General features: G+C 70.8%; 22 protein-coding genes. 19 read left to right on the forward strand and 3 right to left on the reverse strand.

Features of this window, described 5'->3' with window-relative positions:
- Window positions 1-189: 189 nt before the first annotated feature.
- The 4 genes from E1288_RS09940 (at window position 190) to E1288_RS09955 (ending at window position 5970) form a co-directional block, all read left to right on the forward strand.
- Window positions 190-996, forward strand: coding sequence for an SAM-dependent methyltransferase (locus E1288_RS09940; protein ID WP_132483532.1), 807 nt, complete (start codon window positions 190-192; stop codon window positions 994-996).
- A 5-nt stretch (window positions 997-1001) separates the two neighbouring features.
- Window positions 1002-3116 carry a putative bifunctional diguanylate cyclase/phosphodiesterase gene (locus E1288_RS09945; protein ID WP_132483534.1) on the forward strand — a complete coding sequence of 705 codons (2115 nt, stop codon included), beginning with the start codon at window positions 1002-1004 and terminating at the stop codon, window positions 3114-3116.
- A gap of 266 nt (window positions 3117-3382) precedes the next feature.
- Window positions 3383-5398 carry a threonine--tRNA ligase gene (gene thrS, locus E1288_RS09950; protein WP_132483607.1) on the forward strand — a complete coding sequence of 672 codons (2016 nt, stop codon included), beginning with the start codon at window positions 3383-3385 and terminating at the stop codon, window positions 5396-5398.
- Entirely contained in the window at window positions 5395-5970 is a 576-nt protein-coding gene (locus E1288_RS09955; RefSeq protein WP_132483536.1) for an HIT family protein, read from the forward strand. Before thrS ends, E1288_RS09955 begins: the two co-directional genes overlap by 4 nt.
- Window positions 5971-6113: 143 nt before the next feature.
- Here the strand turns inward: E1288_RS09955 and E1288_RS09960 are convergent, their stop codons facing one another.
- A complete protein-coding gene (locus E1288_RS09960; RefSeq protein WP_132483538.1) occupies window positions 6114-6641 on the reverse strand; it encodes a YceI family protein in 528 nt (175 codons plus the stop codon).
- 183 nt (window positions 6642-6824) lie between these two features.
- Between E1288_RS09960 and pgsA the strand changes: the two genes are divergently transcribed.
- A complete protein-coding gene (gene pgsA / locus E1288_RS09965) occupies window positions 6825-7430 on the forward strand; it encodes a phosphatidylinositol phosphate synthase (RefSeq protein WP_132483545.1) in 606 nt (201 codons plus the stop codon).
- Window positions 7431-7516: 86 nt separating this feature from the next.
- On the opposite strand, the gene E1288_RS09970 is transcribed toward pgsA, so the two are convergent.
- Window positions 7517-9631 carry an elongation factor G-like protein EF-G2 gene (locus E1288_RS09970; protein WP_132483547.1) on the reverse strand — a complete coding sequence of 705 codons (2115 nt, stop codon included), beginning with the start codon at window positions 9629-9631 and terminating at the stop codon, window positions 7517-7519.
- A 210-nt stretch (window positions 9632-9841) separates the two neighbouring features.
- Here E1288_RS09970 and pdxS point away from each other — a divergent pair, with 210 nt between their 5' ends.
- Window positions 9842-10759 carry a pyridoxal 5'-phosphate synthase lyase subunit PdxS gene (gene pdxS, locus E1288_RS09975; protein WP_132483549.1) on the forward strand — a complete coding sequence of 306 codons (918 nt, stop codon included), beginning with the start codon at window positions 9842-9844 and terminating at the stop codon, window positions 10757-10759.
- A 45-nt stretch (window positions 10760-10804) separates the two neighbouring features.
- Here the strand turns inward: pdxS and E1288_RS09980 are convergent, their stop codons facing one another.
- Window positions 10805-11377 (reverse strand): helix-turn-helix domain-containing protein, encoded by a 573-nt coding sequence (locus E1288_RS09980; protein WP_132483551.1) that lies wholly within the window; start codon window positions 11375-11377, stop codon window positions 10805-10807.
- A 69-nt stretch (window positions 11378-11446) separates the two neighbouring features.
- On the opposite strand from E1288_RS09980, the gene E1288_RS09985 reads away from it, so the two are divergent.
- The 13 genes from E1288_RS09985 (at window position 11447) to E1288_RS10045 (ending at window position 24353) form a co-directional block, all read left to right on the forward strand.
- Window positions 11447-12154, forward strand: coding sequence for an AzlC family ABC transporter permease (locus tag E1288_RS09985; RefSeq protein ID WP_165968055.1), 708 nt, complete (start codon window positions 11447-11449; stop codon window positions 12152-12154).
- Window positions 12151-12462 carry an AzlD domain-containing protein gene (locus E1288_RS09990; RefSeq protein ID WP_132483553.1) on the forward strand — a complete coding sequence of 104 codons (312 nt, stop codon included), beginning with the start codon at window positions 12151-12153 and terminating at the stop codon, window positions 12460-12462. The genes E1288_RS09985 and E1288_RS09990 overlap by 4 nt, the downstream gene beginning before the upstream one ends.
- Before the next feature lie 118 nt (window positions 12463-12580).
- Window positions 12581-13273, forward strand: a complete 693-nt coding sequence (pdxT, locus tag E1288_RS09995) for a pyridoxal 5'-phosphate synthase glutaminase subunit PdxT (RefSeq protein ID WP_132483555.1) — start codon at window positions 12581-12583, stop codon at window positions 13271-13273.
- Window positions 13274-13288: 15 nt separating this feature from the next.
- Window positions 13289-14041 (forward strand): YebC/PmpR family DNA-binding transcriptional regulator, encoded by a 753-nt coding sequence (locus E1288_RS10000; RefSeq protein WP_132483557.1) that lies wholly within the window; start codon window positions 13289-13291, stop codon window positions 14039-14041.
- Window positions 14042-14459: 418 nt separating this feature from the next.
- Entirely contained in the window at window positions 14460-14927 is a 468-nt protein-coding gene (locus tag E1288_RS10005; RefSeq protein WP_235883461.1) for a DUF4262 domain-containing protein, read from the forward strand.
- A 122-nt stretch (window positions 14928-15049) separates the two neighbouring features.
- A complete protein-coding gene (gene ruvC, locus E1288_RS10010) occupies window positions 15050-15622 on the forward strand; it encodes a crossover junction endodeoxyribonuclease RuvC (protein ID WP_132483559.1) in 573 nt (190 codons plus the stop codon).
- A gap of 128 nt (window positions 15623-15750) precedes the next feature.
- Window positions 15751-16350 (forward strand): Holliday junction branch migration protein RuvA, encoded by a 600-nt coding sequence (gene ruvA, locus E1288_RS10015; RefSeq protein ID WP_132483561.1) that lies wholly within the window; start codon window positions 15751-15753, stop codon window positions 16348-16350.
- Between the two features lie 10 nt (window positions 16351-16360).
- Complete coding sequence (ruvB, locus tag E1288_RS10020; protein ID WP_132483563.1) at window positions 16361-17431, forward strand: Holliday junction branch migration DNA helicase RuvB; 1071 nt, start codon at window positions 16361-16363, stop codon at window positions 17429-17431.
- Between the two features lie 327 nt (window positions 17432-17758).
- Window positions 17759-18160 (forward strand): preprotein translocase subunit YajC, encoded by a 402-nt coding sequence (gene yajC / locus E1288_RS10025; protein WP_132483565.1) that lies wholly within the window; start codon window positions 17759-17761, stop codon window positions 18158-18160.
- A gap of 375 nt (window positions 18161-18535) precedes the next feature.
- Window positions 18536-20092 carry a protein translocase subunit SecD gene (gene secD, locus E1288_RS10030; protein WP_132483567.1) on the forward strand — a complete coding sequence of 519 codons (1557 nt, stop codon included), beginning with the start codon at window positions 18536-18538 and terminating at the stop codon, window positions 20090-20092.
- A complete protein-coding gene (gene secF / locus E1288_RS10035; RefSeq protein WP_132483569.1) occupies window positions 20089-21252 on the forward strand; it encodes a protein translocase subunit SecF in 1164 nt (387 codons plus the stop codon). The genes secD and secF overlap by 4 nt, the downstream gene beginning before the upstream one ends.
- 5 nt (window positions 21253-21257) lie before the next feature.
- On the forward strand, window positions 21258-21815 hold the full coding sequence (locus E1288_RS10040; RefSeq protein WP_132483613.1) for an adenine phosphoribosyltransferase: 558 nt from the start codon (window positions 21258-21260) through the stop codon (window positions 21813-21815).
- A 222-nt stretch (window positions 21816-22037) separates the two neighbouring features.
- Window positions 22038-24353, forward strand: a complete 2316-nt coding sequence (locus E1288_RS10045; RefSeq protein ID WP_132483571.1) for a RelA/SpoT family protein — start codon at window positions 22038-22040, stop codon at window positions 24351-24353.
- Window positions 24354-24366 lie beyond the last annotated feature (13 nt).

Here is a 24366-nt window from a genome sequence, read left to right on the forward strand (position 1 = left end):
TGGTCATATCGGTTCCGCGGGCCCTGGAGCGGCGACGCTGAGTACGTGACTAGACGCCCTGGGTGACAGTAAGATCGCCGCGTTGATCAACGCTCCGGTCATGGCGACGCCGAACTCGAACGTTCCAGATGATCCTGATCACGGCAGTGCCTCGGGGCGCCGGAAGACCGAGCCCTGGAGGTCCCGCGGATGCAGCGGCCGGACTGGATACCCGAAGGCGTCGACCTGGAGAAGCCCAGCGCCGCGAGGTGCTACGACTTCTACTTAGGCGGGGCGCACAACTTCGCCGTCGACCGCGAGCTCGGCCGCAAGGTGATGGAGGTCGTGCCCAACGTGCAGGAGGTCGCGGTGAACAACCGCGCGTTCCTGCGCCGCGCGGTCCGGTACTGCCTGGACCAGGGCGTGCGGCAGTTCCTGGACATCGGCTCCGGCATCCCCACCGCGGGCAACGTGCACGAGATCGCCCAGGCCGTCGACCCGGGCACCCGCGTGGTCTACGTCGACAACGAGCCGGTCGCCGTCGCGCACAGCCGGTCGATCCTCGGCGACAACAAGAACGCCACGATCGTGCAAGCCGATCTGGTCGACGTCGAGGACGTCCTGGACGCGCCGGAGACCCAGCGGCTGCTCGACTTCTCGCAGCCCATCGCGGTCATGATGGTCGCGCTCGTGCACTTCGTCCCGGACAGCAACAAGCCCCGGGAGGTCATTCGCCACTACTACGACCGGTTGCCGGCCGGCAGCTACCTCGGCTTCTCCCACGTCACCGGCGATCACTACCCGGAAGGCGTCCAGGGACTGGTCGAGCTGTACAAGAGCAGCACCAACCCCGTCACCCTGCGCACCCGCGACGAGGTGGCCGGGATGCTCGACGACTTCGAGCTCGTCGAGCCGGGCGTGGTCTACGTGCCCGACTGGCGCCCCGACACCGAGGACGACGTGTGGGAGAACCCGGAGAGGTCGATCGTCTACGGGGCCGTGGGGCGCAAGGTGTGACCCGGATGCCAGGTATGGGGGGACCGGCGCACGGGCAGCCGCGAGCGGACGAGGTGGTCCGGCAGTGGGCCGCCAAGATCATCAACACCAGCTACGTCCCGATGGGCCGCCGCGATCTCGAAGCCTTCCTGGGCAAGTGCTTCGAGGAACTGCTGGGCGCGCTCGACGGCGGCGGAGTGGAGGCCGCACGCGACGTCGGCGAGCGGCTCGTCGGCGCGCACCTCACCAACTCGATGGCCCTGGCGCGCACGCTGCGGCACCTCGCCGCGGAGCTCCCGCAGTTCCGCGAGGCCGAGCAGGAGAGGCTGACCGCGGTGCTCGGCGAGCTGGCCGCCGGGTACGCCGGCGCGCTGCGGGAGCAGACGCTGTGTGAGCAGGAGGTGATCCAGCGCGCCGTCTCCGACGCCCGCGACGCGGCGGAGGAGGCGCTGCGCGCCAGCGAGGCGCGCTGGCGGGCGGTGTTCACGGCGTCGGCGCTGGGCATCGCGATCGTCACGCTGGACGGGGTGATCGAGGAGACGAACCCGGCGCTGACGCGGATCTTCCGGCGGCCGGCGGGTGAGCTCGTCGGCGGCTCGGTGTACGAGCTGGCCGACGAGGGCTGGCTGATCAAGCTCGCCGACACCGTCGCCGCGCTGGCCACGGGCGACACCGACCAGGACTTCCTGGACATCCGCTTCACCGAGCCCAACGGCTCGCACGTGTGGACCCAGCTGTCCGGGTCGCTGGTCCGCGACGCCCGCGGCGAACCGGACTACCTCGTGCTGCTCTACGAGGACATCACCGACCGGCACATGCTCCAGGAGCACTTCCGCCAGCAGGCCGTCCGGGACCCGCTGACCGGCCTGGGCAACCGCACCAAGCTGGAGTCGAGCCTGGCCGCCGCGCTGGAACCGAACCGCCCGGGCCGCCGGGTCGGGCTGTGCTACTTCGACCTGGACGGGTTCAAGGCGGTCAACGACAGCCTCGGCCACCCGATAGGCGACCGGCTGCTGCGGCAGGTCGCGCAGCGCCTCGAAGCGCTGGCAGCCGAGGCCGGTGCCGAAGCGGTGCGGATGGGCGGCGACGAGTTCGTGGTGCTGGTGCCCGACTCGTCCGGCGCCGGGCCGGTGATCGACCTGGTGGAACGCCTGCTGCGGGAGATCACCCGGCCGGTGCTGATCGGCGCGCACGAGCTCCGCGCTTCGGCCAGCGTCGGCGTCGTGGAGCGCGAGGTGGCCGGCACCGACGCCGAGGCGCTGCTGCGGGACGCCGACATCACCCTCTACCGGGCCAAGAGCGACGGCCGCGCGCAGTGGGTGCTGTTCGACCCCGAGCGCAACGCCGAGGCGCGCGACCGGTTCAGGCTCTCGGCGGAGCTGCCCGCGGCCGTGGACCAGAACGAGCTGTTCGTCGAGTACGAGCCGATCGCGGACCTGGCCGGCGGCGCGCTGGCGGGCGCCGCCGCGGCCGTGCGCTGGGACCACGCGGAGTTCGGCGAGCTGGGCGAAGAGCAGTTCCTCGGGCTGGCCGAGGAGACCGGGCTGATCGTCCGGCTCGGCAGCTGGGCGCTGGAGCAGGTGTGCGAGCACGCGGCGCGCTGGGTGCGGCAGCTCGGCGCGGACGCGCCGGTGCCCACGGTGAACCTGTCGCTGCGGCACTGCCGCGACCCCGAGCTCGTCGCCGACGTGCAGGAAATCCTGGGGCGCACCGGGCTGCCGCCGGGCGCGCTGGCGCTGGGGCTGCCGGAGTCGGCCCTGTTCGACCACCAGGACGACCCGGTCGACACGCTGGAGATCTTCGCCGACATGGGCATCAAGCTGGTGGTCTACGAGTTCGGCGACGACTACGCGCAGCTGGGCCGGCTGCGCGGCCTGCCGCTGGCCGGGGTGCGCATCGACGGGCCGCACCTGGCGAGCCTGGCCGATCCGGACGGCCCGGACCCGCTGGACCGGCACCTGGTCCTCGCCGCGGTCGGCGGCGCACAGCTGCTGGGGCTGCCGGCGCTCGCCACCGGCGTGCGCACCGAGCTGCAGGCCGACCGGCTGCGCGAGCTCGGCGTCAGCAAGGTCCAGGGCCCCTACGCGGGGGACCGCGCCTCGGCCCTGGAGATCGAGCAGTTCGTCGCGGCGAGGGGCTGAACGTCGCGGGCAGCCTGCCCGGCGCTCCGTTCCTTCCTCCGCCACGCGCGCAACTCGCACCGCCGCGGTTCTCAGAAGTCGTCTGCGCGGGCAGACGTGTGCCGGGGATCCCACCGCTACCTGCGCCGCTGCGGGGAGCGGCCGAAAACGGGTCGCGACTGGCCGATAGCATCGGTATCCGAAGAGTATCCGCGCCGGTCCAAGGCCGGCCCAGCCTAGGAGTGATCGTGTCCGTACAGCCTTCCCAAGCTCAACAAGCTCTCCGGGTGAAGGTTCCGGCGGGCACTACTGCGGGCGCGGCGGTCGCCGAGGCAGGGCTGCCGTCGAAGGGGCCGGACGCGATCGTGGTGGTCCGCGACGCCGAGGGCGACCTGCGCGACCTCGCGTGGGCGCCGGACGCCGACGTCGAGGTGGAGGCGGTCGCCGCCGACACCGAGGACGGCCGCAGCGTCATCCGGCACTCCGCGGCGCACGTGCTGGCCCAGGCGGTGCAGAACCTCTTCTCCGACGCGAAGCTGGGCATCGGCCCGCCGGTCCGGGACGGCTTCTACTACGACTTCGACGTCGACCGTCCGTTCACCCCGGAAGACCTGCAGGCGCTGGAGAAGCGCATGAAGCAGATCATCAAGTCCGGGCAGAAGTTCTCCCGCCGCCGCCTGGAGTCGGTCGAGGCCGCCAAGGAGGAGCTGGCGAGCGAGCCGTACAAGCTGGAGCTGGTGGACATCAAGTCCGATGTGGACACCAGCGAGGTGATGGAGGTCGGCGGCGGCGAGCTGACCGTCTACGACAACATCGACCGGCACGGCGAGGTCGTCTGGGGCGACCTGTGCCGCGGCCCGCACGTGCCGCACACCCGGTTCATCCCGGCGTTCAAGCTGATGCGGGTGGCTGCCGCGTACTGGCGGGGCGACCAGAACAACCCGCAGCTGCAGCGGATCTACGGCACCGCCTGGGAGTCCAAGGAGAAGCTCGACGAGCACCTGGAGTGGCTGGCCGAGGCCGAGCGCCGCGACCACCGGCGGCTCGGCGCGGAGCTGGACCTGTTCTCCTTCCCGGACGAGATCGGCTCCGGGCTGCCGGTGTTCCACCCCAAGGGCGGCATCATCCGGCGCGAGCTGGAGGACTACTCGCGGAAGCGCCACGAGCAGGCCGACTACGAGTTCGTCTACAGCCCGCACATCACCAAGGACACGCTGTTCAAGACCTCCCGGCACCTGGAGTGGTACCGGGACGGCATGTTCCCGGCGATGCACCTCGACGAGGAGCGGGACGCCGACGGCGAGCTGCGCAAGCCCGGCGTCGACTACTACCTCAAGCCGATGAACTGCCCGTTCCACAACCTGATCTACCGCTCGCGCGGGCGTTCCTACCGGGAGCTGCCGCTGCGGCTGTTCGAGTTCGGCTCGGTCTACCGGTACGAGAAGTCCGGCGTGGTGCACGGGCTGACCCGGGTGCGCGGCATGACGCAGGACGACGCGCACATCTACTGCACCCCGGACCAGCTGCAGGACGAGCTGAAGTCGCTGCTGAACTTCGTGCTGGACCTGCTGCGCGACTACGGCCTGGAGGACTTCTACCTCGAGCTGTCGACCCGTAACGAGGAGAAGTACGTCGGCAGCGACGAGAGCTGGGCGGTGGCCACCGAGGCGCTGCGCACGGCCGCTGAGGACTCCGGGCTGGAACTGGTGCCCGACCCGGGCGGCGCGGCCTTCTACGGCCCGAAGATCTCCGTGCAGACCAAGGACGCGCTGGGCCGCAGCTGGCAGATGTCGACCATCCAGGTCGACTACCACCTGCCGGAGCTGTTCAACCTGGAGTACACCGCGCCGGACGGCAGCAAGCAGCGGCCGGTCAAGATCCACCGGGCGCTGTTCGGCTCGATCGAGCGGTTCTTCGGCGTGCTGACCGAGCACTACGCGGGCGCCTTCCCGGCCTGGCTGGCGCCGCAGCAGGTGGTCGGCATCCCGATCGCCGACGAGCACGTCGAGCACCTGCAGCGGGTGGCGAAGACATTGCGCGCCAAGGGAATCCGCATCGACGTCGACACCAGCGACGACCGCATGCAGAAGAAGATCCGCACCCACACCACGCAGAAGGTGCCGTTCCTGCTGCTGGCCGGCGGCAAGGACGTGGAGGCCGACGCGGTGTCGTTCCGGTTCCGCGACGGCAGCCAGATCAACGGCGTGCCGGTGGACGCCGCGGTGGCCGCGCTGGAGGACTGGATCGGGCGCCGCGAGAACGCCTCGCCGACCGCGGAGAACTTCCAGGCGGAGCGGGCGTGAGCGGAGTTCGCGGCCCGGAGGGCGTGGAGCTGACCGAGCAGTCGGGAGTCGGGGTGCCGGACGCGTTGCAGCGGCTGTGGACCCCGCACCGGATGGCCTACATCCAGGGCGAGAACAAGCCGGAAGGCGACGACAGCGACGGCTGCCCGTTCTGCCGGCTGCTCGACTCGGGGCAGCCGGACGACGAGACGCTGATCGTCGCGCGCGACGAGCTGGTCTTCGCGATCCTCAACCTGTACCCGTACAACCCGGGGCACCTGATGGTGCTGCCGTACCGGCACGTGGCCGACTACACCGAGCTCAGCGCGGCGGAGACGGTGGCGGTCGCGGAGTACACGCAGCGGGCGATGCGGGTGATCCGGCGGGTTTCCGCGCCGCACGGGTTCAACATCGGGCTCAACCAGGGGCCGGTGGCGGGGGCGGGCATCGCGGGGCACCTGCACCAGCACGTGGTGCCCCGCTGGGGCGGCGACTCGAACTTCATGCCGGTCATCGGCCACACGAAGGTGCTGCCGCAGCTGCTCGGCGAGACCCGCGGGCTGCTGGCCACCGCTTGGTCCGAAGTGAACTGAGCCGGTTCCCGATTTTGCCTAAAATCGGGTGCTTCGCGCACGCGGGTGCCGGGAGAAGTGCTCCCGATTTTGCCTAAAATCGGACGAGAACGAGGGCCCGGGGACGTGTTCCCCGGGCCCTCGTCGTGGTCTTGCGGGCCGGCTCAGCCGCGGAGCTTGGCCTCGATGTCGAGCGTGATGGTGATCTTCTCGCCGACCATCGCGCCGCCGGCCGGGCCGACGCCGAAGTCGGTGCGGTTGAGGACCACCTTGGCCGACAGGCCCAGCAGGCCGTCCTCGGTGAAGCCGCCCAGCTCGGTCTCCAGCGACACGGGCTTGGTGACCCCGTGCAGGGTGAACTCGCCGTCGATAACGAAGTCCTCGCCGTCCTGGCGGACGCCGGTGGAGCGGAAGGTCGCGGTGGGGAACTGCTCCACGTCGAGGAAGTCGGCGTTGCGCACGTGCGCGTCGCGGTCGGCGTTGCCGGTGTCGATCGACGCGGCGTCGATGGTGGCGGTGACGGTCGACTTCAGCGGGTCGGCCGCGGTGACGATCTCGCCCTGGAACGCGCCGAACCGGCCACGGGACTTGCCGACGCCCATGTGCCGCACGGTGAACTGGATGTCCGAGTGCACGGTGTCGATGTCCCAGGTGCCCGCGACGTAGCCGGGGATCTGCGCGGTTGCGGTCATGCTGCCTCCAGGGGGAACGAAGTGGAAATCTCGCCCGAAGAACAAGATTGAAAGTTCAATTATTCCGCCTGTGTTCGCAGTCACGGCACCCGGCTGTTCGCGCACATCTTCCGTGCGATTGATCAGCTGCGGCTAATCTGCAGGAGACGACACTCGGTGCACAGGCGGCTGACACTTCACGCAATGCTCAACATCTTCGCGCGGGCTTCCATTTCGCGACTGACCGACCCGATCGGCGCGGGGTTGGTCCGCCTCGGGCTGTCGCCGAACGCGGTCACGGTGACCGGCACGGTCGCCAGCGCCGGGGCGGCGATGTGGTTCTTCCCGCGCGGCCAGCTGTTCGTGGGCACCGTGGTGGTCGCGGTGTTCCTGCTCTTCGACATCCTCGACGGCGCGATGGCGCGGGCCGGCGGCAAGGCGACGCGGTTCGGCGGCGTGCTGGACGCGAGCTGCGACCGGCTGGTCGACGGCGCGTTGTTCGGCGCGCTGGTGTGGTGGGCGCTGGTCGTCGACGTGAACCACCTGCGCGGCCTGGCGCTGCTGATCTGCCTGGTGAGCGCCCAGGTGATCTCCTACGTGAAGGCGCGCGCGGAGGCCAACGGCCTCAGCGCCGACGGCGGCCTCGCGGAGCGGGCCGAGCGGTTCCTCGTCGTCCTGGTCGGCACCGGCCTGCACGGCCTGGGCGTGCCGTACGTGCTGGACGTCGCCGTCTGGCTGCTCGTGGCCCTGTCGCTGGTCACGATCGGCCAACGGCTGATCGCGGTGCACACCTCCTACCGCGACCGCTGACGCGGCCCCGACGTCGGCTCACCCCGCGATTCCAATGGAAGTCGAAGGTCCGATTTCCACTGAAATCGCGGGACCGGGCGCCCTGGTCACTTCTGCGGGACGAGGGACTCCGGCATCGGCTCGTAGCTCTCGAACTGCCGCGTGAAGGTCGCGCTGCCGGAGCTCAGCGACCGCACGTTCACCGTGTAGCGCACGAGCTCGCTCGCGGGCACGTGCGCGCGCACCACGGTCCACCCGCTGTCCTCCGGCTCCGTGCCGACGACCTTGCCGCGCCGGCTGGACAGGTCGCCCAGCACTGCGCCGAGGTGCTCGTCGGGAATGCGGACCGCGACCTCGTCGACCGGCTCCAGCGTGACCAGCCCCGCCTGCTCGGCGGCGGCCTTGAGCGCCAGCGCGCCCGCCGCCTGGAACGCCGCGTCGGAGGAGTCGACGCTGTGCGCCTTGCCGTCCACCAGCGTGACCCGCACGTCCACCAGCGGGGCACCCTCGTTGATGCCCTTCTCGATCTGCGCCCGCACGCCCTTCTCCACGCTCGGGATGAACTGCCGCGGCACCGCGCCGCCGACCACGCGCTCGGTGAACTCGATGCCGGAACCGCGCGGCAGCGGCTCCACCTCGATGTCGCACACCGCGTACTGGCCGTGCCCGCCGGACTGCTTGACGTGCCGCCCGTGGCCCTTGGCGGGCTGGGCGAAGGTCTGCCGCAAGGGCACCCGCACCGGCACCGTGTCGACCTCGGCGCCGCCCTCGCGCAGGCGTTGCAGCACTACCTCCGCGTGCGCCTCGCCCATGCACCACAGCACCAGCTGGTGCGTCTCGCTGTCGCGTTCCAGCCGCAGGCTCGGGTCGGCGGCGATCAGCCGGTTGAGGTTGCGCGCCAGCGCGTCCTCGTCGCTGCGGGTGTGCGCGGTGACCGCGATCGGCAGCAGCGGTTCCGGCATCGGCCACGGCTTGAGCAGCAGCGGGTCGGACGGATCGGACAGCGTGTCGCCGGTCTCGGCCGAGCCGATCTTGGTCAGCGCGCACAGGTCGCCCGCGATGCAGTGCGACACCTCGCGCAGGTTCACGCCCAGCGGCGAGTAGAGGTGCGCCACCCGTTCGTCCTCGTCGTGGTCCGGGTGCCCGCGCGCCGCCATCCCGTGCCCGGAGACGTGCACCGGGCGCTCCGGGCGCATCGTGCCGGAGAACACCCGAGCCAGCGACACGCGGCCCACGTACGAGTCCACCGAGGTGTGCACCACTTCGGCCGCCAGCGGCCCCGCCGGGTCCGGGGTGAGCGTGTGCGGATCGCGGCCCTGCGGGTCGGTGAACTCCGGCAGCGGGTGCTCCAGCGGCGACGGGAAGCCGCGCCGGATGCCTTCGAGCACCTCGTGGATGCCGACCCCGGTCAGTGCGCACACCGGCAGCACCGGGTGCAGGCCGCCCTTCGCCACGGCCTTCTCCAGGTCGGCGATCAGCGTGTCCTCGTCGATCTGCTCGCCGTTGAGGTACCGGTCCATCAGCGACTCGTCCTCGCTCTCGGCGATGATCGCCTCGATGAGCTCGCCGCGCGGCCGGTCGATCTGCTCGCGCAGCCGCTCGTCGGCCGAGACGGTGCCGCCGAGCTCGTAGATCTGCTCGGTGAGCAGGCCGATCAGGCCGAAGAACTCGCCGTCGGAGTCGAAGTGCGGCAGGTACAGCGGCAGCACGCCGGAGCCGAACGCGTCCTGGCAGCTCAGCAGCGCGGTGTCGAAGTCGGCGCGCGGCTGGTCCAGCCGGGCGATGAGCACGGCTCGCGGCATGCCGACCGCGGCGCACTCCTGCCAGATTGCGCGGGTCGCGGCATCGACGCCTTCGGTCGCCGAGACGACGAACAGGGCGGCGTCCGCCGCGCGCAGCCCGGCGCGCAGTTCGCCGACGAAGTCCGCGTAGCCGGGCGTGTCGATCAGGTTGATCTTGATGTCGCCGTGGTTCATCGGCGCGATGGCCAGGCCGATGGACCGCTGCTGCTCGATCGAGGCGGGCTCGTGGTCGCACACCGTGGTGCCCTCGGTGACCGTGCCCGATCTGGGAATCGTCGAGGTGGCGGCCAGCATAGTCTCGGCGAGCGTGGTCTTGCCGGCGGCCGACGGGCCGACCAGCACTACGTTGCGGATCTTCGCGGGATCTGAGGGGGCCGGTATCGCCGGCCCTCCTACTGTGCCGCTTTGCTTCGTGCCCATGAGTACTCCCTGCGAGCTTCCCGGCGACCGACTGTGTCTCCGATCACACACCCCGTGTTCGGGTCGTGCAAGGCCGGTGGTCACCTGACGTGGGAGTGATGTCGCCGCCGGGCAAGTGGACTACCGGAAATCGCGGTTAGTGGACCGTGGAAATGGTCCAGTTCGGGAATAGCCTGGTCGCGGCAGAGCAGGACGACAGGAAGGCCGAAGGTGACTACCGTCGACGCCAAGGACACCGCCAACAACGCCCGGACCGGCACTGACGGGGTCAAGCGCGGCATGGCAGAAATGCTCAAGGGCGGCGTGATCATGGACGTGGTGACGCCCGAGCAGGCCAAGATCGCCGAGGCCGCCGGTGCGGTCGCGGTCATGGCGCTGGAGCGGGTGCCCGCCGACATCCGCGTCCAGGGCGGCGTGGCCCGGATGTCCGACCCGGACATGATCGAGGGCATCATCGACGCCGTCTCCATCCCGGTGATGGCCAAGGCGCGCATCGGCCACTTCGTCGAGGCGCAGGTCCTGCAGTCGCTGGGCGTGGACTACATCGACGAATCCGAGGTGCTCACCCCGGCCGACGAGGTCAACCACATCGACAAGTGGGCCTACACCGTGCCGTTCGTGTGCGGCGCGACCAACCTCGGCGAGGCGCTGCGGCGGATCTCCGAGGGCGCGGCGATGATCCGCTCCAAGGGCGAGGCCGGCACCGGCAACGTCGTGGAGGCGACCCGCCACATGCGGCAGATCCGCGCCGACATCCGGCGGCTTTCGGTGCTCGGCGAGGACGAGCTCTACGTCGCGGCGAAGGAGCTGCGCGCCCCGGTGCAGCTGGTCCAGGAGATCGCCAGGACCGGGAAGCTGCCGGTCGTGCTGTTCACCGCGGGCGGCATCGCGACCCCGGCGGACGCGGCGATGATGCGCCAGCTGGGCGCGGAGGGCGTTTTCGTCGGCTCGGGCATCTTCAAGTCCGGCGACCCGGCGAAGCGCGCCGAGGCGATCGTCAAGGCGACGACGTTCTACGACGACCCGGACGTGATCGCGAAGGTCTCCCGCGGCCTCGGCGAGGCGATGGTCGGCATCAACCTCGACGACCTCACCGAGCAGCAGCGCTACGCCCAGCGCGGCTGGTGACCCCGACGCGGCCGGGGTGCCTCCGGGCGACGCCCCGGCCGCGCGTCAGGCGTGCTCCATGACGAGGACCGCTCGGGTGGCCGGTTCGAGGGCTTCGTACACGTGGGGCACGTCGCCGGAGAACGAGATGTAGTCGCCGACCTCGAGTTCCACCGGGTTCTCCTCCGGGCCCGCCAGCAGGCGTCCGGAAGTGAGGACGACGTGTTCCACCGACCCTGGGATGTGGGCGTCCGCGTGGCGGACTCCGCCCGGCTCCAGTTCGAGGACGTAGAGGTCGCGACGGGCCCCGGAGCGGCCGGAGGACAGCAGCGCCGCGGCGTAGGTCGACTGCTCCGAGCGCACGAGCGGGACCTGCCCGGCCCGGACGACCCGCACCTGCGGCGTCGGCGGGTCGACGAGGCGGCTGAAGGGCACGCCCAGCGCCACGCCCAGTGCCCAGAGCGTTTCCACGCTGGGGTTGCCGGTGCCGGATTCGAGCTGCGACAGGGTGGATTTCGCGATCCCGGCGCGCCGGGCGAGTTCGGTGAGGGTCAGCCCGGCGCGGTCGCGTTCGCGGCGCAGGGAGGCGGCGATGGTCTCCAGCGGCGGCGCGGCCGCCGTGTTCTCGGTCTCACTCATGCCTGTTCGCTCTGTCGGTCCTTGAATTCGGTTTGACGAACAACGCCCTTGGTGTTCAGGATAACGAACGTGAGTACGTTAGAGCGAACGCGAGCGGGATTCTGGCGGGACGCGCTGGTGCGCGACGTGCTGTCGATGGCCCTGGCGATGGCCATCGTCGGCGCGTCGCTCGGCGCCATCGCGGTGAGCAAGGGCGTGCCGCTGTGGATGATCACGCTGATGGGCGCCGTCGTGTTCGCCGGCGGCTCGGAGTTCATGGTGGTCGGCCTGGTCACCGCGGGCGCCGCCCCGGTCACCGCGGTGCTCGGCGGCCTGATGCTCAACGCCCGCCACCTCCCGTTCGGCATGGCGGTCGGCGGCCTGCTGGACCGCGGCTGGCCGAGCCGGCTGATCGGCAGTCACCTGATGGTGGACGAATCCGTGGCGTTCGCGCTGGCGCAGGGCACCACGGCGCAGAAGAAGCGCGCGTACTGGCTGACCGGCATCGCGCTGTACTGCGCCTGGGCCCCCTCGGTGTTCCTCGGCGGCCTGCTCGGCCAGAGCGTCGGCGATCCGGGGGCCTTCGGCCTGGATGCGGCGATGCCCGCGGCCCTGCTTGCCCTGATCATGCCGTCGCTGCGGGAGTTCCGGACCCTGCGGGCGGTCGCGGTGGGCGCGTTCGTGGCCTTGCTGACCACCCCGGTGCTGCCCGAGGGTCTGCCGGTGATGGCCGCGCTGGTCGGGCTCGCCGCCGCGCTGCCGCTGCCGAAGCGACTGGCGGGGGAGGAGGCCCGATGACTCTCGGCGTGATCTTCGCGCTGGCCGCCGGCACCTACGCCATGCGGCTGGCCGGCCCGCTGCTGCGCGGCCGGATCCAGATCTCCGAGCGGTTGGAGCAGCTGCTGTCGATCGCCGCGATCGTGCTGCTCGGCGCCTTCGTCGCCACCAGCACCGCGTTCGAGTCCGGCAGCTTCGCCGGCTGGGCCCGCTTCGCGGGCGTCGCGGTCGGCGGGGTGCTGGCCTGGCGGCGGGCGCCGTTCGTGTTGGTGGTGGCAGCCGCGGCGGCCACCACGGCCCTGCTGCGCCTCACCGGCCTGGCGGGGTAGGTCGCCGGAAATCGGGCCTTCGATTTCCATCGGAATTGCAGCAGTCGGACTGCCGGGGGCCTGCGGGCCGCGCATCCCGGCCTTCGGTTGTGGACGGAAGTGCAGGAGAATCGGAACCGTGACGAAACCCGTGATCGGAGTCCTCGCTCTGCAAGGCGGCGTCGCCGAGCACCTGGCCGCGCTGGAGCGCAGCGGGGCCGATGCCCGGCCGGTTCGCCGAGCGGAGGAGCTGGCGGCGGTGCAGGGCATCGTGCTGCCGGGCGGCGAGTCGACCACCATGACCCGCCTGCTCGACACCTTCGAGCTCTACGAGCCGCTGCGCGAACGCCTCGCGGCGGGTCTGCCCGCGTACGGCTCGTGCGCCGGGATGATCATGTTGTCCCGCGAGGTGCTCGACAGTGACATTCGAGGGGACCGGGAACTGCCGGCGGTCCGCCCGCTGGGCGCGCTGGACGTCGTCGTGCGGCGCAACGCCTTCGGCAGGCAGGTCGATTCCTTCGAAACGGACCTGGAATTCGCCGGCATTCCGGACGGCCCGGTGCACGCGGTGTTCATCCGCGCACCATGGGTCGAGAAGGTCGGTGCGGACGTCGAGGTGCTGGCCGAGGTGTCTGACTCGGGACCTGACTCGGGGCCCGATGACCCGGACACCACCGGGCGGGATGCGGCCGCCGGTAGGATCGTCGCGGTTCAGCAGGGACCGGTGCTCGCCACCGCTTTCCACCCGGAGCTGGTCGGCGGGGACGAGCGCGTGCACCGCTATTTCGTACAGATCGTCCGCGCGCGGCTTGGTTCCACGGCGCAGGCGTAGAAAGACGGAGGAGAGATGAGCGGCCACTCCAAGTGGGCCACCACCAAGCACAAGAAGGCCGCCCTCGACGCCAAGCGCGGCAAGCTCTTCGCGAAGCTGATCAAGAACATCGAGGTTGCCGCTCGTACCGGTGGGGGCGATCCCGAGGGCAACCCGACCCTGTACGACGCCATCCAGAAGGCGCGCAAGAACTCGGTCCCGATGGACAACATCGAGCGCGCCCGCAAGCGCGGCGCGGGTGAAGAGGCCGGCGGCGCCGACTGGCAGACGATCATGTACGAGGGCTACGGCCCCAACGGCGTCGCAGTGCTGGTGGAGTGCCTGACCGACAACCGCAACCGCGCCGCGGGCGAGGTGCGCACCGCGATGACCCGCAACGGTGGCTCGATGGCCGACGCGGGCTCGGTGTCCTACATGTTCACCCGCAAGGGCGTCGTGCTGCTGCCGAAGAACGGGCTCAGCGAGGACGACGTGCTCTCCGCGGTGCTGGAGGCAGGTGCCGAGGAGATCAACGACCTCGGCGAGAGCTACGAGATCCTGGCCGACCCGGCAGACCTGGTCGAGGTGCGCAAGGCGCTGCAGGCGGCGGGCATCGAGTACGACTCGGCGGAGTCGAACTTCCTGGCCTCGGTTAACGTCGAGCTCGACGCCGACGCGGCCCGCAAGATCTTCAAGCTGATCGACGCCCTCGAGGACTGCGACGACGTGCAGAACGTCTTCGCCAACTTCGACGTGTCGGACGCGGTGCTCGAAGAGGTCAACGCGTAGAGCCTGTTTCCAGGCTCGTTTTGCGTGGCGGTGCGGGTAGCGGAACCTCAGACGCCGTCTGGCTGTGGGATCCCCGATTTGTGTATGTCCAATACGCGGCTTCGGGGCTGTCCTCGCCAGACGACGTCTGAGAACCCGCGGCGGTGCCGGTTGCGAGGGTGGGCCAAGCGGCTGCGCCGCTTCAAAGAAAAAGCCCGCCCTACCACGCCCAACTGCACCACTACCCCGCCGACGGGGAGTCGCGAAGTGGAGCCTCGCCGGGTTCCGCGTGTCGCCGAGGTCATGGCGGACACGTGGCGTGCTCGGCCCGCTCCCGCCGGTGTCCACAGTGGCCGACGCCCGGGTGCCGGCGGGAGCGGATCTGCTCCGCAGGCAGAATGGCGCCGTGGTCGACACGGATGAGGCTCTGCGCAAGTGGATGGTGAACACCGCGGACAAGCACGGGGCCGCGGTGATGCACGTGGCGGGCGACGACAGCGGCGCGGCGTACGCGTTCTCGGTCGGCGCGTGGCGGCGCTTCGGCAAGCCCGAGGTCGTCGTGATCGGTCTGCCCAAGGAGGTCGCGCACGCGGTGGTCAACACCTACGTGCAGCGGGTCGGTGGCGGCGAGCGGTTCCAGCCGGGGCAGCTCTACGACGGCTTCCTGCAGGGCTGCCCGGTCACCTTCGAGAAGGTCGCGCTGCAGCACTACCCGGAGTACCTGGGCAGCGCGTTCCTGGTCTACAACGGGCCGGACTTCCCGGCGGTGCAGCTGATCGCCTCCAGCCCGGACGACGGCAAGTTCCCGTGGCAGCCCGACGCGCCGGGCGGTTTCCGCGAGTACCAGCCGGTCCTGACCGACAGCGGCCTCCCGGAATCCTGGACGCCCGGGACCGACGGTCCCTGACCGGCGAGGAACCGCGCGATCTGACCCGGTCGGGTGAGGCGCGTGCGTGTCGGTGTGGTCGCGGGCTCCGGCGGTTCGATAGGGTTCGAACGAGTGTTCATCAGGCGGGAGCAGGTGGCGTCGTGCGCGTGCTGGGAGTCGACCCCGGGCTGACCCGCTGCGGCCTCGGCGTGGTCGACGGCGGCCGCGGCCGCGAGGTCGCCTGCGTCGCGGTCGGCGTGGCGCGCACCCCGCCGGAGGACGAGCTGTCCAGCCGGCTGCTGGCGGTGTCCGAAGTGGTGGAGCAGTGGATCGACGCGCACCGGCCCGAGGTGGTGGCGATCGAGCGGGTCTTCAGCCAGCACAACGTGCGCACCGTGATGGGCACCGCGCAGGTCTCGGGCATCGTGGCGCTGGCGGCCGCCCGCCGCAAGCTGCCGGTCGCCTTCCACACACCCAGCGAGGTCAAGGCCGCCATCAGCGGTTCCGGCCGCGCCGACAAGCGCCAGGTCACCATGATGATCACCAAGATCCTCGGGCTGGCCGAAGCGCCCAAGCCGGCCGACGCCGCCGACGCGCTGGCGCTCGCGGTCTGCCACATCTGGCGCGCCCCGATGGCGGCCCGGCTCGCCGAGGCGGAGGCCAGGGCGGCCGAGCTCGCCCGGAACCACCGCGCCAGGCTGAAGGCCGCCGCGCAAGCCAACCGAAGATCGTGATGTTCGTCTTCGAAGCGGCGAAGCCGCTCAGCCCACGTGCGCAAGGTGACCACCGGCGGGTTCCGAGGTTCCGCTGAGCGACCACCTGCGCAGAACTAGCCCATGAACAGGTTTGGAGGGATTTCCCGATGATCTCCACGGTCCGGGGTCCGGTGCTGTCCATCGGGCTGGACCACGCCGTGATCGAAGTCGGCGGCGTGGGCATGGCGGTGCACGCCACTCCGGTGACGCTGGCCGCCCTGCGCCGCGGCGAGGAAGCGCGGCTGTGGACGTCGCTGATCGTGCGCGAGGACTCGCTGACGCTCTACGGCTTCGCCGACGCCGAGGCCCGCGACCTCTTCGTGCTGCTGCAGACGGCCTCCGGGGTCGGCCCGCGGCTCGCGCTGGCCACGCTCGCGGTGCTCGCGCCCGACCAGCTCTGCCACGCGCTGGCCGACGGCAACCTGACTGTGCTCACCCAGGTGCCCGGCATCGGCAAGAAGAGCGCCGAGCGGCTGATCCTGGAGCTGCGCGACAAGGTCGGCGTGGTGGCCGGGACCGCGGCCGGACCGGCTGCCTCGCCGGATCGCGGCCGGGTGCGTTCCGAGGTCTCCGAGGCGCTGGTGGGGCTGGGCTTCTCGGCCAAGCAGGCCGAGCAGAGCGTCGAGGCGGTGCTGGCCGCCGGCAACGGCAACCTGGACACCTCGGCGGTGCTGCGCAAGGCGCTGGCCACGCTGGGCCCGAAGTGAGGCCGGCCTGATGCACGAGGACAACGACGAATGGCCGCCGTCCGCTGACGGCGTCGCCCTGACCCCGCAGCAGGACCTGGGCGATCAGGACGTCGAGACGACGCTGCGCCCGCGCAAGCTGAGCGAGTTCGTGGGCCAGGCCCGCGTGCGCGAGCAGCTGGAGCTGGTCCTGCACGGCGCGCTCAAGCGCGGCGAACAGCCCGACCACGTGCTGTTCTCCGGCCCGCCCGGGCTGGGCAAGACCAGCCTGTCGATGATCATGGCGACGGAGCTGGGCGCCTCGATCCGGGTCACCTCCGGCCCGGCGCTGGAACGCCCCGGCGACCTCGCGGCGATGCTGTCCAACCTCGCCGAGGGCGACGTGCTGTTCATCGACGAGATCCACCGGATCGCCCGGCCCGCCGAGGAGATGCTCTACCTGGCGATGGAGGACTACCGGGTGGACATCGTGGTCGGCAAGGGCCCGGGGGCGACCAGCATCCCGCTGGAGCTGGCCCCGTTCACGCTGGTCGGGGCCACCACCCGGTCCGGCGCGCTGACCGGGCCGCTGCGCGACCGGTTCGGCTTCACCGCGCACATGGAGTTCTACTCCGCGACGGAGCTGGAGCTGGTGGTGCGCCGCTCGGCCGGGATCCTGGGCGTGGACCTGCGCGACGACGGGGCGACCGAGATCGCCCGCCGGTCCCGGGGCACGCCGCGGATCGCCAACCGGCTGCTGCGGCGGGTCCGGGACTTCGCGGAGGTGCGCGCCGACGGCGTGGTCGACCGCGAGGTCGCGCGCGCCGCGCTGGCCGTCTACGACGTCGACGAGATGGGCCTGGACCGGCTGGACCGGGCGGTGCTCGCCGCGCTGGTCAAGTCGTTCCACGGCGGCCCGGTGGGGGTTTCGACGCTGGCGGTCGCGGTCGGCGAGGAGCCGAGCACGGTCGAGGAGGTCTGCGAGCCCTACCTGGTGCGCGCGGGCATGATCGCCCGCACCCCGCGCGGCCGGGTCGCGACGGTCGCCGCGTGGCAGCACGTGGGCCTCACGCCGCCGCAGCACGCGCCCGGCGAAGCACAGACCGACTTCTTCGCCGAGTGATCCAATAGTGACAAATCGCCGATACTGTGTGCGTCGCCCAGCCATCGGCTCGCAGGCGGGGCGCTGGTCCGTGCTTGCGGCGTGACGTTATCCTCCTCACGTCCCGCTCGGTGGTGGTGAACCGCGCGAGGCGGCACCGCCGGACGGGTGGTGAGCCGCGCGGCAGGCACGAACCGCGCCCCGCGCGAGAGCGGGGAGACTCTCCTGGTTCCCAGCGGGAGAGGACGTCGACCCGAGTTGACCTGGCACACTGGGGCAGAACATCCGAACAATTCGGGCGCAGTACTGCGAGGGCTGGGCCCCGAAGCGTCCGCTGAACGGAGCACGATGGACCTCCAATCCCTGATTCTTCCGCTGCTGATCGTCCTGCTGGCGGTGCCGCTGTTCCTGCAGGCCCGCAAGCAGAAGCGCGCCGTGGCCGAGCAGCAGAAGCTGCAGAACTCGATCGAGCCGGGCGACAAGGTGATGACCACCTCCGGTGTGTTCGGCAAGGTCGTCGCCACCAGCGACGACACCATCGACCTGGAGCTCGCCCCGGGCATGACCACAACCTGGGTGCGCGCCGCGGTCCGCGAGAAGGTCACCACCGACAGCGCCCCGGCCGCCGAGGCGGTCGAGTCGGCTGAGTCGACCGAGTCGGCGAAGACCGAGGAGGCCCCGGCAGAGGCCGCGGTCCCCGAGTCGAAGGCCGAGATCGCCGAGCCGATCGAGAAGCAGAAGACCAACTGACAGCAGGCGCAACGCCTCCCCCCGGGCGCCGCAGGGCGCCCGGCGGGCGGGTTCGCCGCAGCCAGGTCGTGACGCGGGCACCGGGTTTCCGGGCCCGCGTCCGTGCGTAGTCGTCGATCAACGCACGGTCGCCACCCGCATCGCCGGAGCCTGCGCCCGGCCTGTCAGACTGGACCGAAGGAATTCGGCGATCCGCCGCCCGGTGGTGGCGAAGATCGCCAACAGATCGCGCCGATCGGGGAACCTGGCGAGCCCGGCTGTAGGTTGGCGTCGGCGGGCGGAACCGCTCGCCGCAGCTTGCGCAGTTCGGCAGGCGACGCCTACGCGAACCGACCGCGCACCCGATACGGACCGTGGACAGGAGACTGACGCACCGTGGCACCTCCGGCCGGGCAGATTCGCCCAGGGCGTTATCTGGCGATCTTCGCGCTGATCGTCGTGGGGCTGTACGCACTGGTGTTCTTCACCGGTGATGGCAAGCCGACGCCGAAGCTCGGGATCGACCTGCAGGGCGGCACCCGCGTGACGCTGACGGCCCGCACGCCGGACGGTCAGCCGCCCACCAACGAGTCGCTGAACCAGGCGCGGCAGATCATCGAGACCCGCGTCAACGGCATGGGCATCAGCGGTTCCGAGGTGACCCGGGACGGCAACAACCTGGTGATCACCGTGCCGGGCGAGGGCGGCGAGGAAGCCAAGCAGCTGGGGCAGACCGCCGAGCTGAACTTCCGCAAGGTCGTCAACGCGGTGCCCGCGGCGCAGCCGCCGGCGGGAACCACCCCGCAGGTCGCGCAGCAGCAGGGCCCGGGCGACCAGCAGAAGGCCATCGACGAGGCGAAGGCGCTCCGGCAGAGCACCGACCCGAACGTCCAGCTGCAGGCGCTGCAGTCGCTGAACTGCACCGCCGACGACCCGCTGCGCGGCAACGACGACCCGACGCTGCCGCTGGTGACCTGCGACCGCGAGGGCCAGCAGAAGTACCTGCTGGAGCCGGTGTTCCTGCCCGGCAAGGAGATCGCGAACTCGCAGGCCCAGCCGCCGAACCCGCAGGCCGGGACTCCGGGCTGGACGGTGTCGCTGGACTTCAAGAGCGAAGGCGCCAAGGTCTGGGCCGACTTCACCTCCGCCAACGTCGGCCAGCAGGCCGCGTTCGTGCTGGACACCGAGGTGGTGTCGGCGCCGCAGATCCAGCAGGCGCTGCTGGGCGGCAACGCCAGCATCAACGGGCAGTTCAACCAGGAGAGCGCCACCGACCTGGCCAACATCCTCAAATACGGGTCGTTGCCGCTGGCCTTCGACCAGTCCGAGGCCGAGACGGTTTCCGCGACCCTCGGCGTGGCCTCGCTGGAGGCCGGCCTGATCGCCGGTGGCATCGGCCTGATCCTGGTCGCGGTGTACTGCCTGCTCTACTACCGGCTGCTGGGCATCCTGACCGTCCTGTCGCTGGTGCTCTCCGGCGGCGTGGTCTACGGCGTGCTGGTGCTGCTCGGCCGCTGGGTCGGCTTCACCCTCGACCTGGCCGGCATCGCCGGTTTCATCGTCGCGATCGGCATCACCGCCGACTCCTTCATCGTGTTCTTCGAAAGGCTCAAGGACGAGATCCGCGAGGGCCGGACGTTCCGCTCGGCCGTGCCGCGCGCCTGGACGCGGGCCCGGCGCACGATCCTGTCCGCCGACGCGGTCAGCTTCCTGGCCGCCGCCGTGCTGTACGTGCTCGCCGTCGGCCAGGTGAAGGGCTTCGCCTTCACGCTGGGCATGTCGACGGTGCTGGACCTGGTCGTGGTCTTCCTCGTCACGCACCCGCTGGTGGCGATGGCCTCGAAGAACAAGTTCCTGTCCAAGCCCTCGGTCTCCGGCCTGGGGGCGGTGCAACGGCTCGGTGACCAGACCCGGGCCGCCCGCAAGGCCGCGACCACCGCCAAGGAGGCGTGAAGGTGACGACTCCAGGAACCGAAGGCGCACGGCGCGAAAGCGTCTTCCACCGCCTCTACACCGGCACCGGGGCCTTCGACATCATCGGCAAGCGCGCCCGGTGGTACATCTCGCTGGGCCTGCTCGTGCTCGTGTGCCTCGGCGCCATCGGGTTCAAGGGCTTCAACCTCGGCATCGACTTCGAGGGCGGCACCAAGCTCCAGCTGCCCGCCGTCGGCGCCCAGGGGCCGATCCAGACCGACCAGGTGCAGAACGCGTTCCAGGACGCGCTGGGCCACCCGGCCGAGACGGTGCAGATCGTCGGCGCCGGGGCCAACCAGAGCATCCAGATCCGCTCCTCGGCGCTGACGCCGCAGCAGGTGGCAGCCGTCAAGCAGTCGCTGTTCAACGAGGTGCAGCCGCTGGACGTGCAGGGCAAGCCGAGCGAGCAGGTCATCAGCGACAGCGCGGTCAGCGGCACCTGGGGCGGTGAGATCACGCAGCAGGCGCTGATCGCACTGGGCGTGTTCCTGGTGCTGGTCACGATCTTCCTGGCGTTCTACTTCGAGAAGTGGATGGCGGTGGCGGCGCTGGTCGCGCTGCTGCACGACGTCGTGGTCACCGCGGGCATCTACTCGCTGATCGGCTTCGAGGTCACGCCGAGCACGGTCATCGGCCTGCTGACCATCCTCGGGTTCTCGCTGTACGACACGGTGGTGGTCTTCGACAAGGTCAAGGAGAACACCCGCGGCCTGCTCGGGCTGACCCGCCGCACCTACGGCGAGGCGGCGAACCTGGCGGTCAACCAGACCCTGATGCGCTCGATCAACACCTCGGTGATCGCGCTGCTGCCGGTGATCGGTCTGCTCGTGGTGGGCGCCGGCCTGCTCGGCGTCGGCGTGCTGCAGGACCTGGCGCTGGTGCAGATGGTCGGCATGATCGCCGGCGTGGTGTCGTCGATCTTCCTGGCCACGCCGCTGCTGGTGGACTTCAAGATGCGCGATCCGAAGTACCGCGAGCACGCGGCGAAGGTGCGGCAGCGCCGTGAGCGCGCCGCCGCCAAGGCAGCGGGCGAGGACGTCCCGGCCGAGCCGAGGCACGCGGTCGCGGCGGGCACGGGCCCGCGCGGTGGGCGTCCCGGCACCAAGGCCGGCCGCCCGTCCGGGAAGCGGCGGCGTTGACCGCGATGGAGGAGACGGCCATTTCCGTGCAGGTGACCGATGCGACCGATCATGCGCTCCGGCAGGCGGTCGGGCTGATCCGCGAGGTGCCGGACTTCCCCGAGCCGGGGGTCCTGTTCCGCGACATCAGCCCGCTGCTCGCCGACGGCTCCGGGCTCAACGCCGTGGTGTCGGCGCTGGGCCGGGACATCGAGTTCGACGTGGTGGCCGGTGTGGAGGCGCGCGGCTTCCTGGTCGGCGCGGCGGTCGCGCAGGAGTTCGGCACGGGCGTGATCGGGCTCCGCAAGCCCGGCAAGCTGCCGGTGGTGGCGGACCGGGTCGACTACACGCTGGAGTACGGCCAGGCCACGCTCGAACTCCCGGCGGACACGCTTCGTGCCGGTCAGCGGGTGCTGATCGTGGACGACGTCCTGGCCACCGGCGGAACCCTGGGCGCGGCTTGCCGCCTGGTCCGCCAGGCCGGTGCGGAGGTCGCGGCGGCGGCTGTCGTGCTCGAACTCACAGCCCTCGAAGGCCGCGACAAGATCATGGGCGAATCCGTCCGGGCCTTGCTGCAGGCCTGATCAGACGAGGTGAGCGCCGCCCGCGACCCGGTCACCGGGACGCGGGCGGCGCTTTCGTCGCTGATCGGTGCGGCTGAAGTTCGGTCGTCTTTCACCTGCGCCGAGTGACCGCTGGGCGTATCACACCCACACCTGGGAAGGTCCGTCGCTCGGATGGCGTTATTCTCAGTGTCCGGGTCCCCCGGACCTGGGACGAGAGCAACACGAGCCCGGGAGCGTGCGGTGAGCCAACACGTCGAATCTCCTGCATCGGCAGCCGACCCGGCTGCCGAGCCGCGGGCGGCTTCTGCGACGCGTCGCGTCCGAGCCCGGCTGGCCAGGAGGATCACGGCGCAGCGGGCCGCCGCGGTAAAACAGGTGCTGGAGCCGCTGGCGACGGTGCACCGGGAGCTGCACCCGCAGGCCGACCTCGCGCTGCTGCAGCGCGCCTACGACGTCGCCGAGGAGAAGCACCGCAGTCAGCGGCGAAAGTCCGGCGACCCGTACATCACGCATCCGCTGGCGGTCGCGACGATCCTCGCCGAGCTCGGCATGGACACCACCACCCTGGTCGCCGGCCTGTTGCACGACACCGTCGAGGACACCGACTACTCGCTGGAGAAGCTCGGCGGCGAGTTCGGCGACGAGGTGGCGCACCTGGTCGACGGGGTCACCAAGCTGGACAAGGTAAAGCTGGGCGCCGCCGCCGAGGCCGAGACCATCCGCAAGATGATCATCGCGATGGCCCGCGATCCGCGGGTGCTGGTGATCAAGCTCGCCGACCGGCTGCACAACATGCGCACCATGCGCTTCCTGCCGCCGGAGAAGCAGGCGCGCAAGGCGCGGGAGACCCTCGAGGTCCTGGCGCCGCTGGCGCACCGGCTGGGCATGGCCACCATCAAGTGGGAGCTGGAGGACCTGGCGTTCGCCATCCTGCAGCCCAAGAAGTACGACGAGATCGTGCGCCTGGTGGCCAACCGCGCGCCGTCCCGCGACACCTACCTGCGCACCGTCATCGACGAGCTGTCGCACCAGCTCGACACCGCCCGGCTGGCCGCGAAGGTGCAGGGCCGCCCCAAGCACTACTACTCCATCCACCAGAAGATGATCGTGCGGGGCCGCGACTTCGACGACATCCACGACCTGGTGGGCGTGCGGATCCTCGTCGACGAGGTCCGCGACTGCTACGCCGCGATGGGCGTGGTGCACGCGCTGTGGCAGCCGATGCCCGGCCGCTTCAAGGACTACATCGCGCAGCCCCGGTTCGGGGTCTACCAGTCGCTGCACACCACGGTGATCGGCCCGGAGGGCAAGCCGCTGGAGGTGCAGATCCGCACCCACGAGATGCACCGCACCGCCGAGTACGGCATCGCGGCGCACTGGCGGTACAAGGAGACCAAGGGGCGCAACGGCCACGCGCAGTCGGCCGTCGAGGTCGACGAGATGGCGTGGATGCGGCAGCTGCTCGACTGGCAGCGGGAGGCCGCGGACCCCGGCGAGTTCCTGGAGTCGCTGCGCTACGACCTGGCGACCAGGGAGATCTTCGTCTTCACGCCGAAGGGCGACGTGATCACGCTGCCGTCGGGCTCGACCCCGGTGGACTTCGCCTACGCGGTGCACACCGAGGTGGGCCACCGCTGCATCGGCGCCCGCGTCAACGGCCGGCTGGTGGCGCTGGAGCGCAAGCTGGAGAACGGCGAGGTCGTCGAGATCTTCACCTCCAAGGCGGAGGGATCCGGCCCGAGCCGCGACTGGCTGTCGTTCGTGGCCTCGCCGCGGGCCAAGGCGAAGATCAAGCAGTGGTTCGCCAAGGAGCGCCGCGAGGAGGCGATCGAGTCCGGCAAGGAGCTGATCGCCAAGGAGATCCGGCGGCTGGGCCTGCCGGTGCAGCGCTTCGTGTCGGCGGAAACGCTCGGCGCGGTGGCCCGCGAGCTGCACTACGTGGACGTCACCGGCCTGTACGCGGCGGTGGGGGAGAAGCAGCTCTCGGCGCAGCACCTGGTGCAGCGCCTCGTGGCGTTCATCGGCGGCCCGGAGCAGGCGGCCGACGAGATCGCGGAGCGGTCGACGCCGTCGACGTTGCGCGGCAAGCGCCGCAGCAGCGGCGACTCCGGCGTCGTGGTCAAGGACGCCGGGGACGTGTGGGCGAAGCTGGCGCGCTGCTGCACGCCGGTCCCGGGCGACGAGATCCTCGGCTTCGTGACCCGCGGCGGGTGGGTCAGCGTGCACCGCACGGACTGCACCAACGCCGACGACCTGCGCCGCACGCCCGAACGGCTGGTCGAGGTGCACTGGGCGCCGTCGGCGTCGTCGGTGTTCCTGGTCGCGATCCAGGTGGAGGCGCTGGACCGGCACCGGCTGCTCTCCGACGTGACCAAGGTGCTGGCGGACGAGCGGGTGAACATCCTGTCGGCGTCGGTGACCACGTCGAAGGACCGGGTGGCGGTGAGCCGCTTCTCCTTCGAGATGGGCGACCCGAAGCACCTGGGCCACGTCCTCAAGGCGGTCCGCAACATCGAGGGCGTCTACGACGTCTACCGCGTGACTTCCGCGGCATAGCCCGCGTTTCCGC

The organism is Saccharopolyspora elongata, assembly GCF_004348985.1.
GTDB classification, from domain to species: Bacteria; Actinomycetota; Actinomycetes; order Mycobacteriales; family Pseudonocardiaceae; genus Saccharopolyspora; species Saccharopolyspora elongata.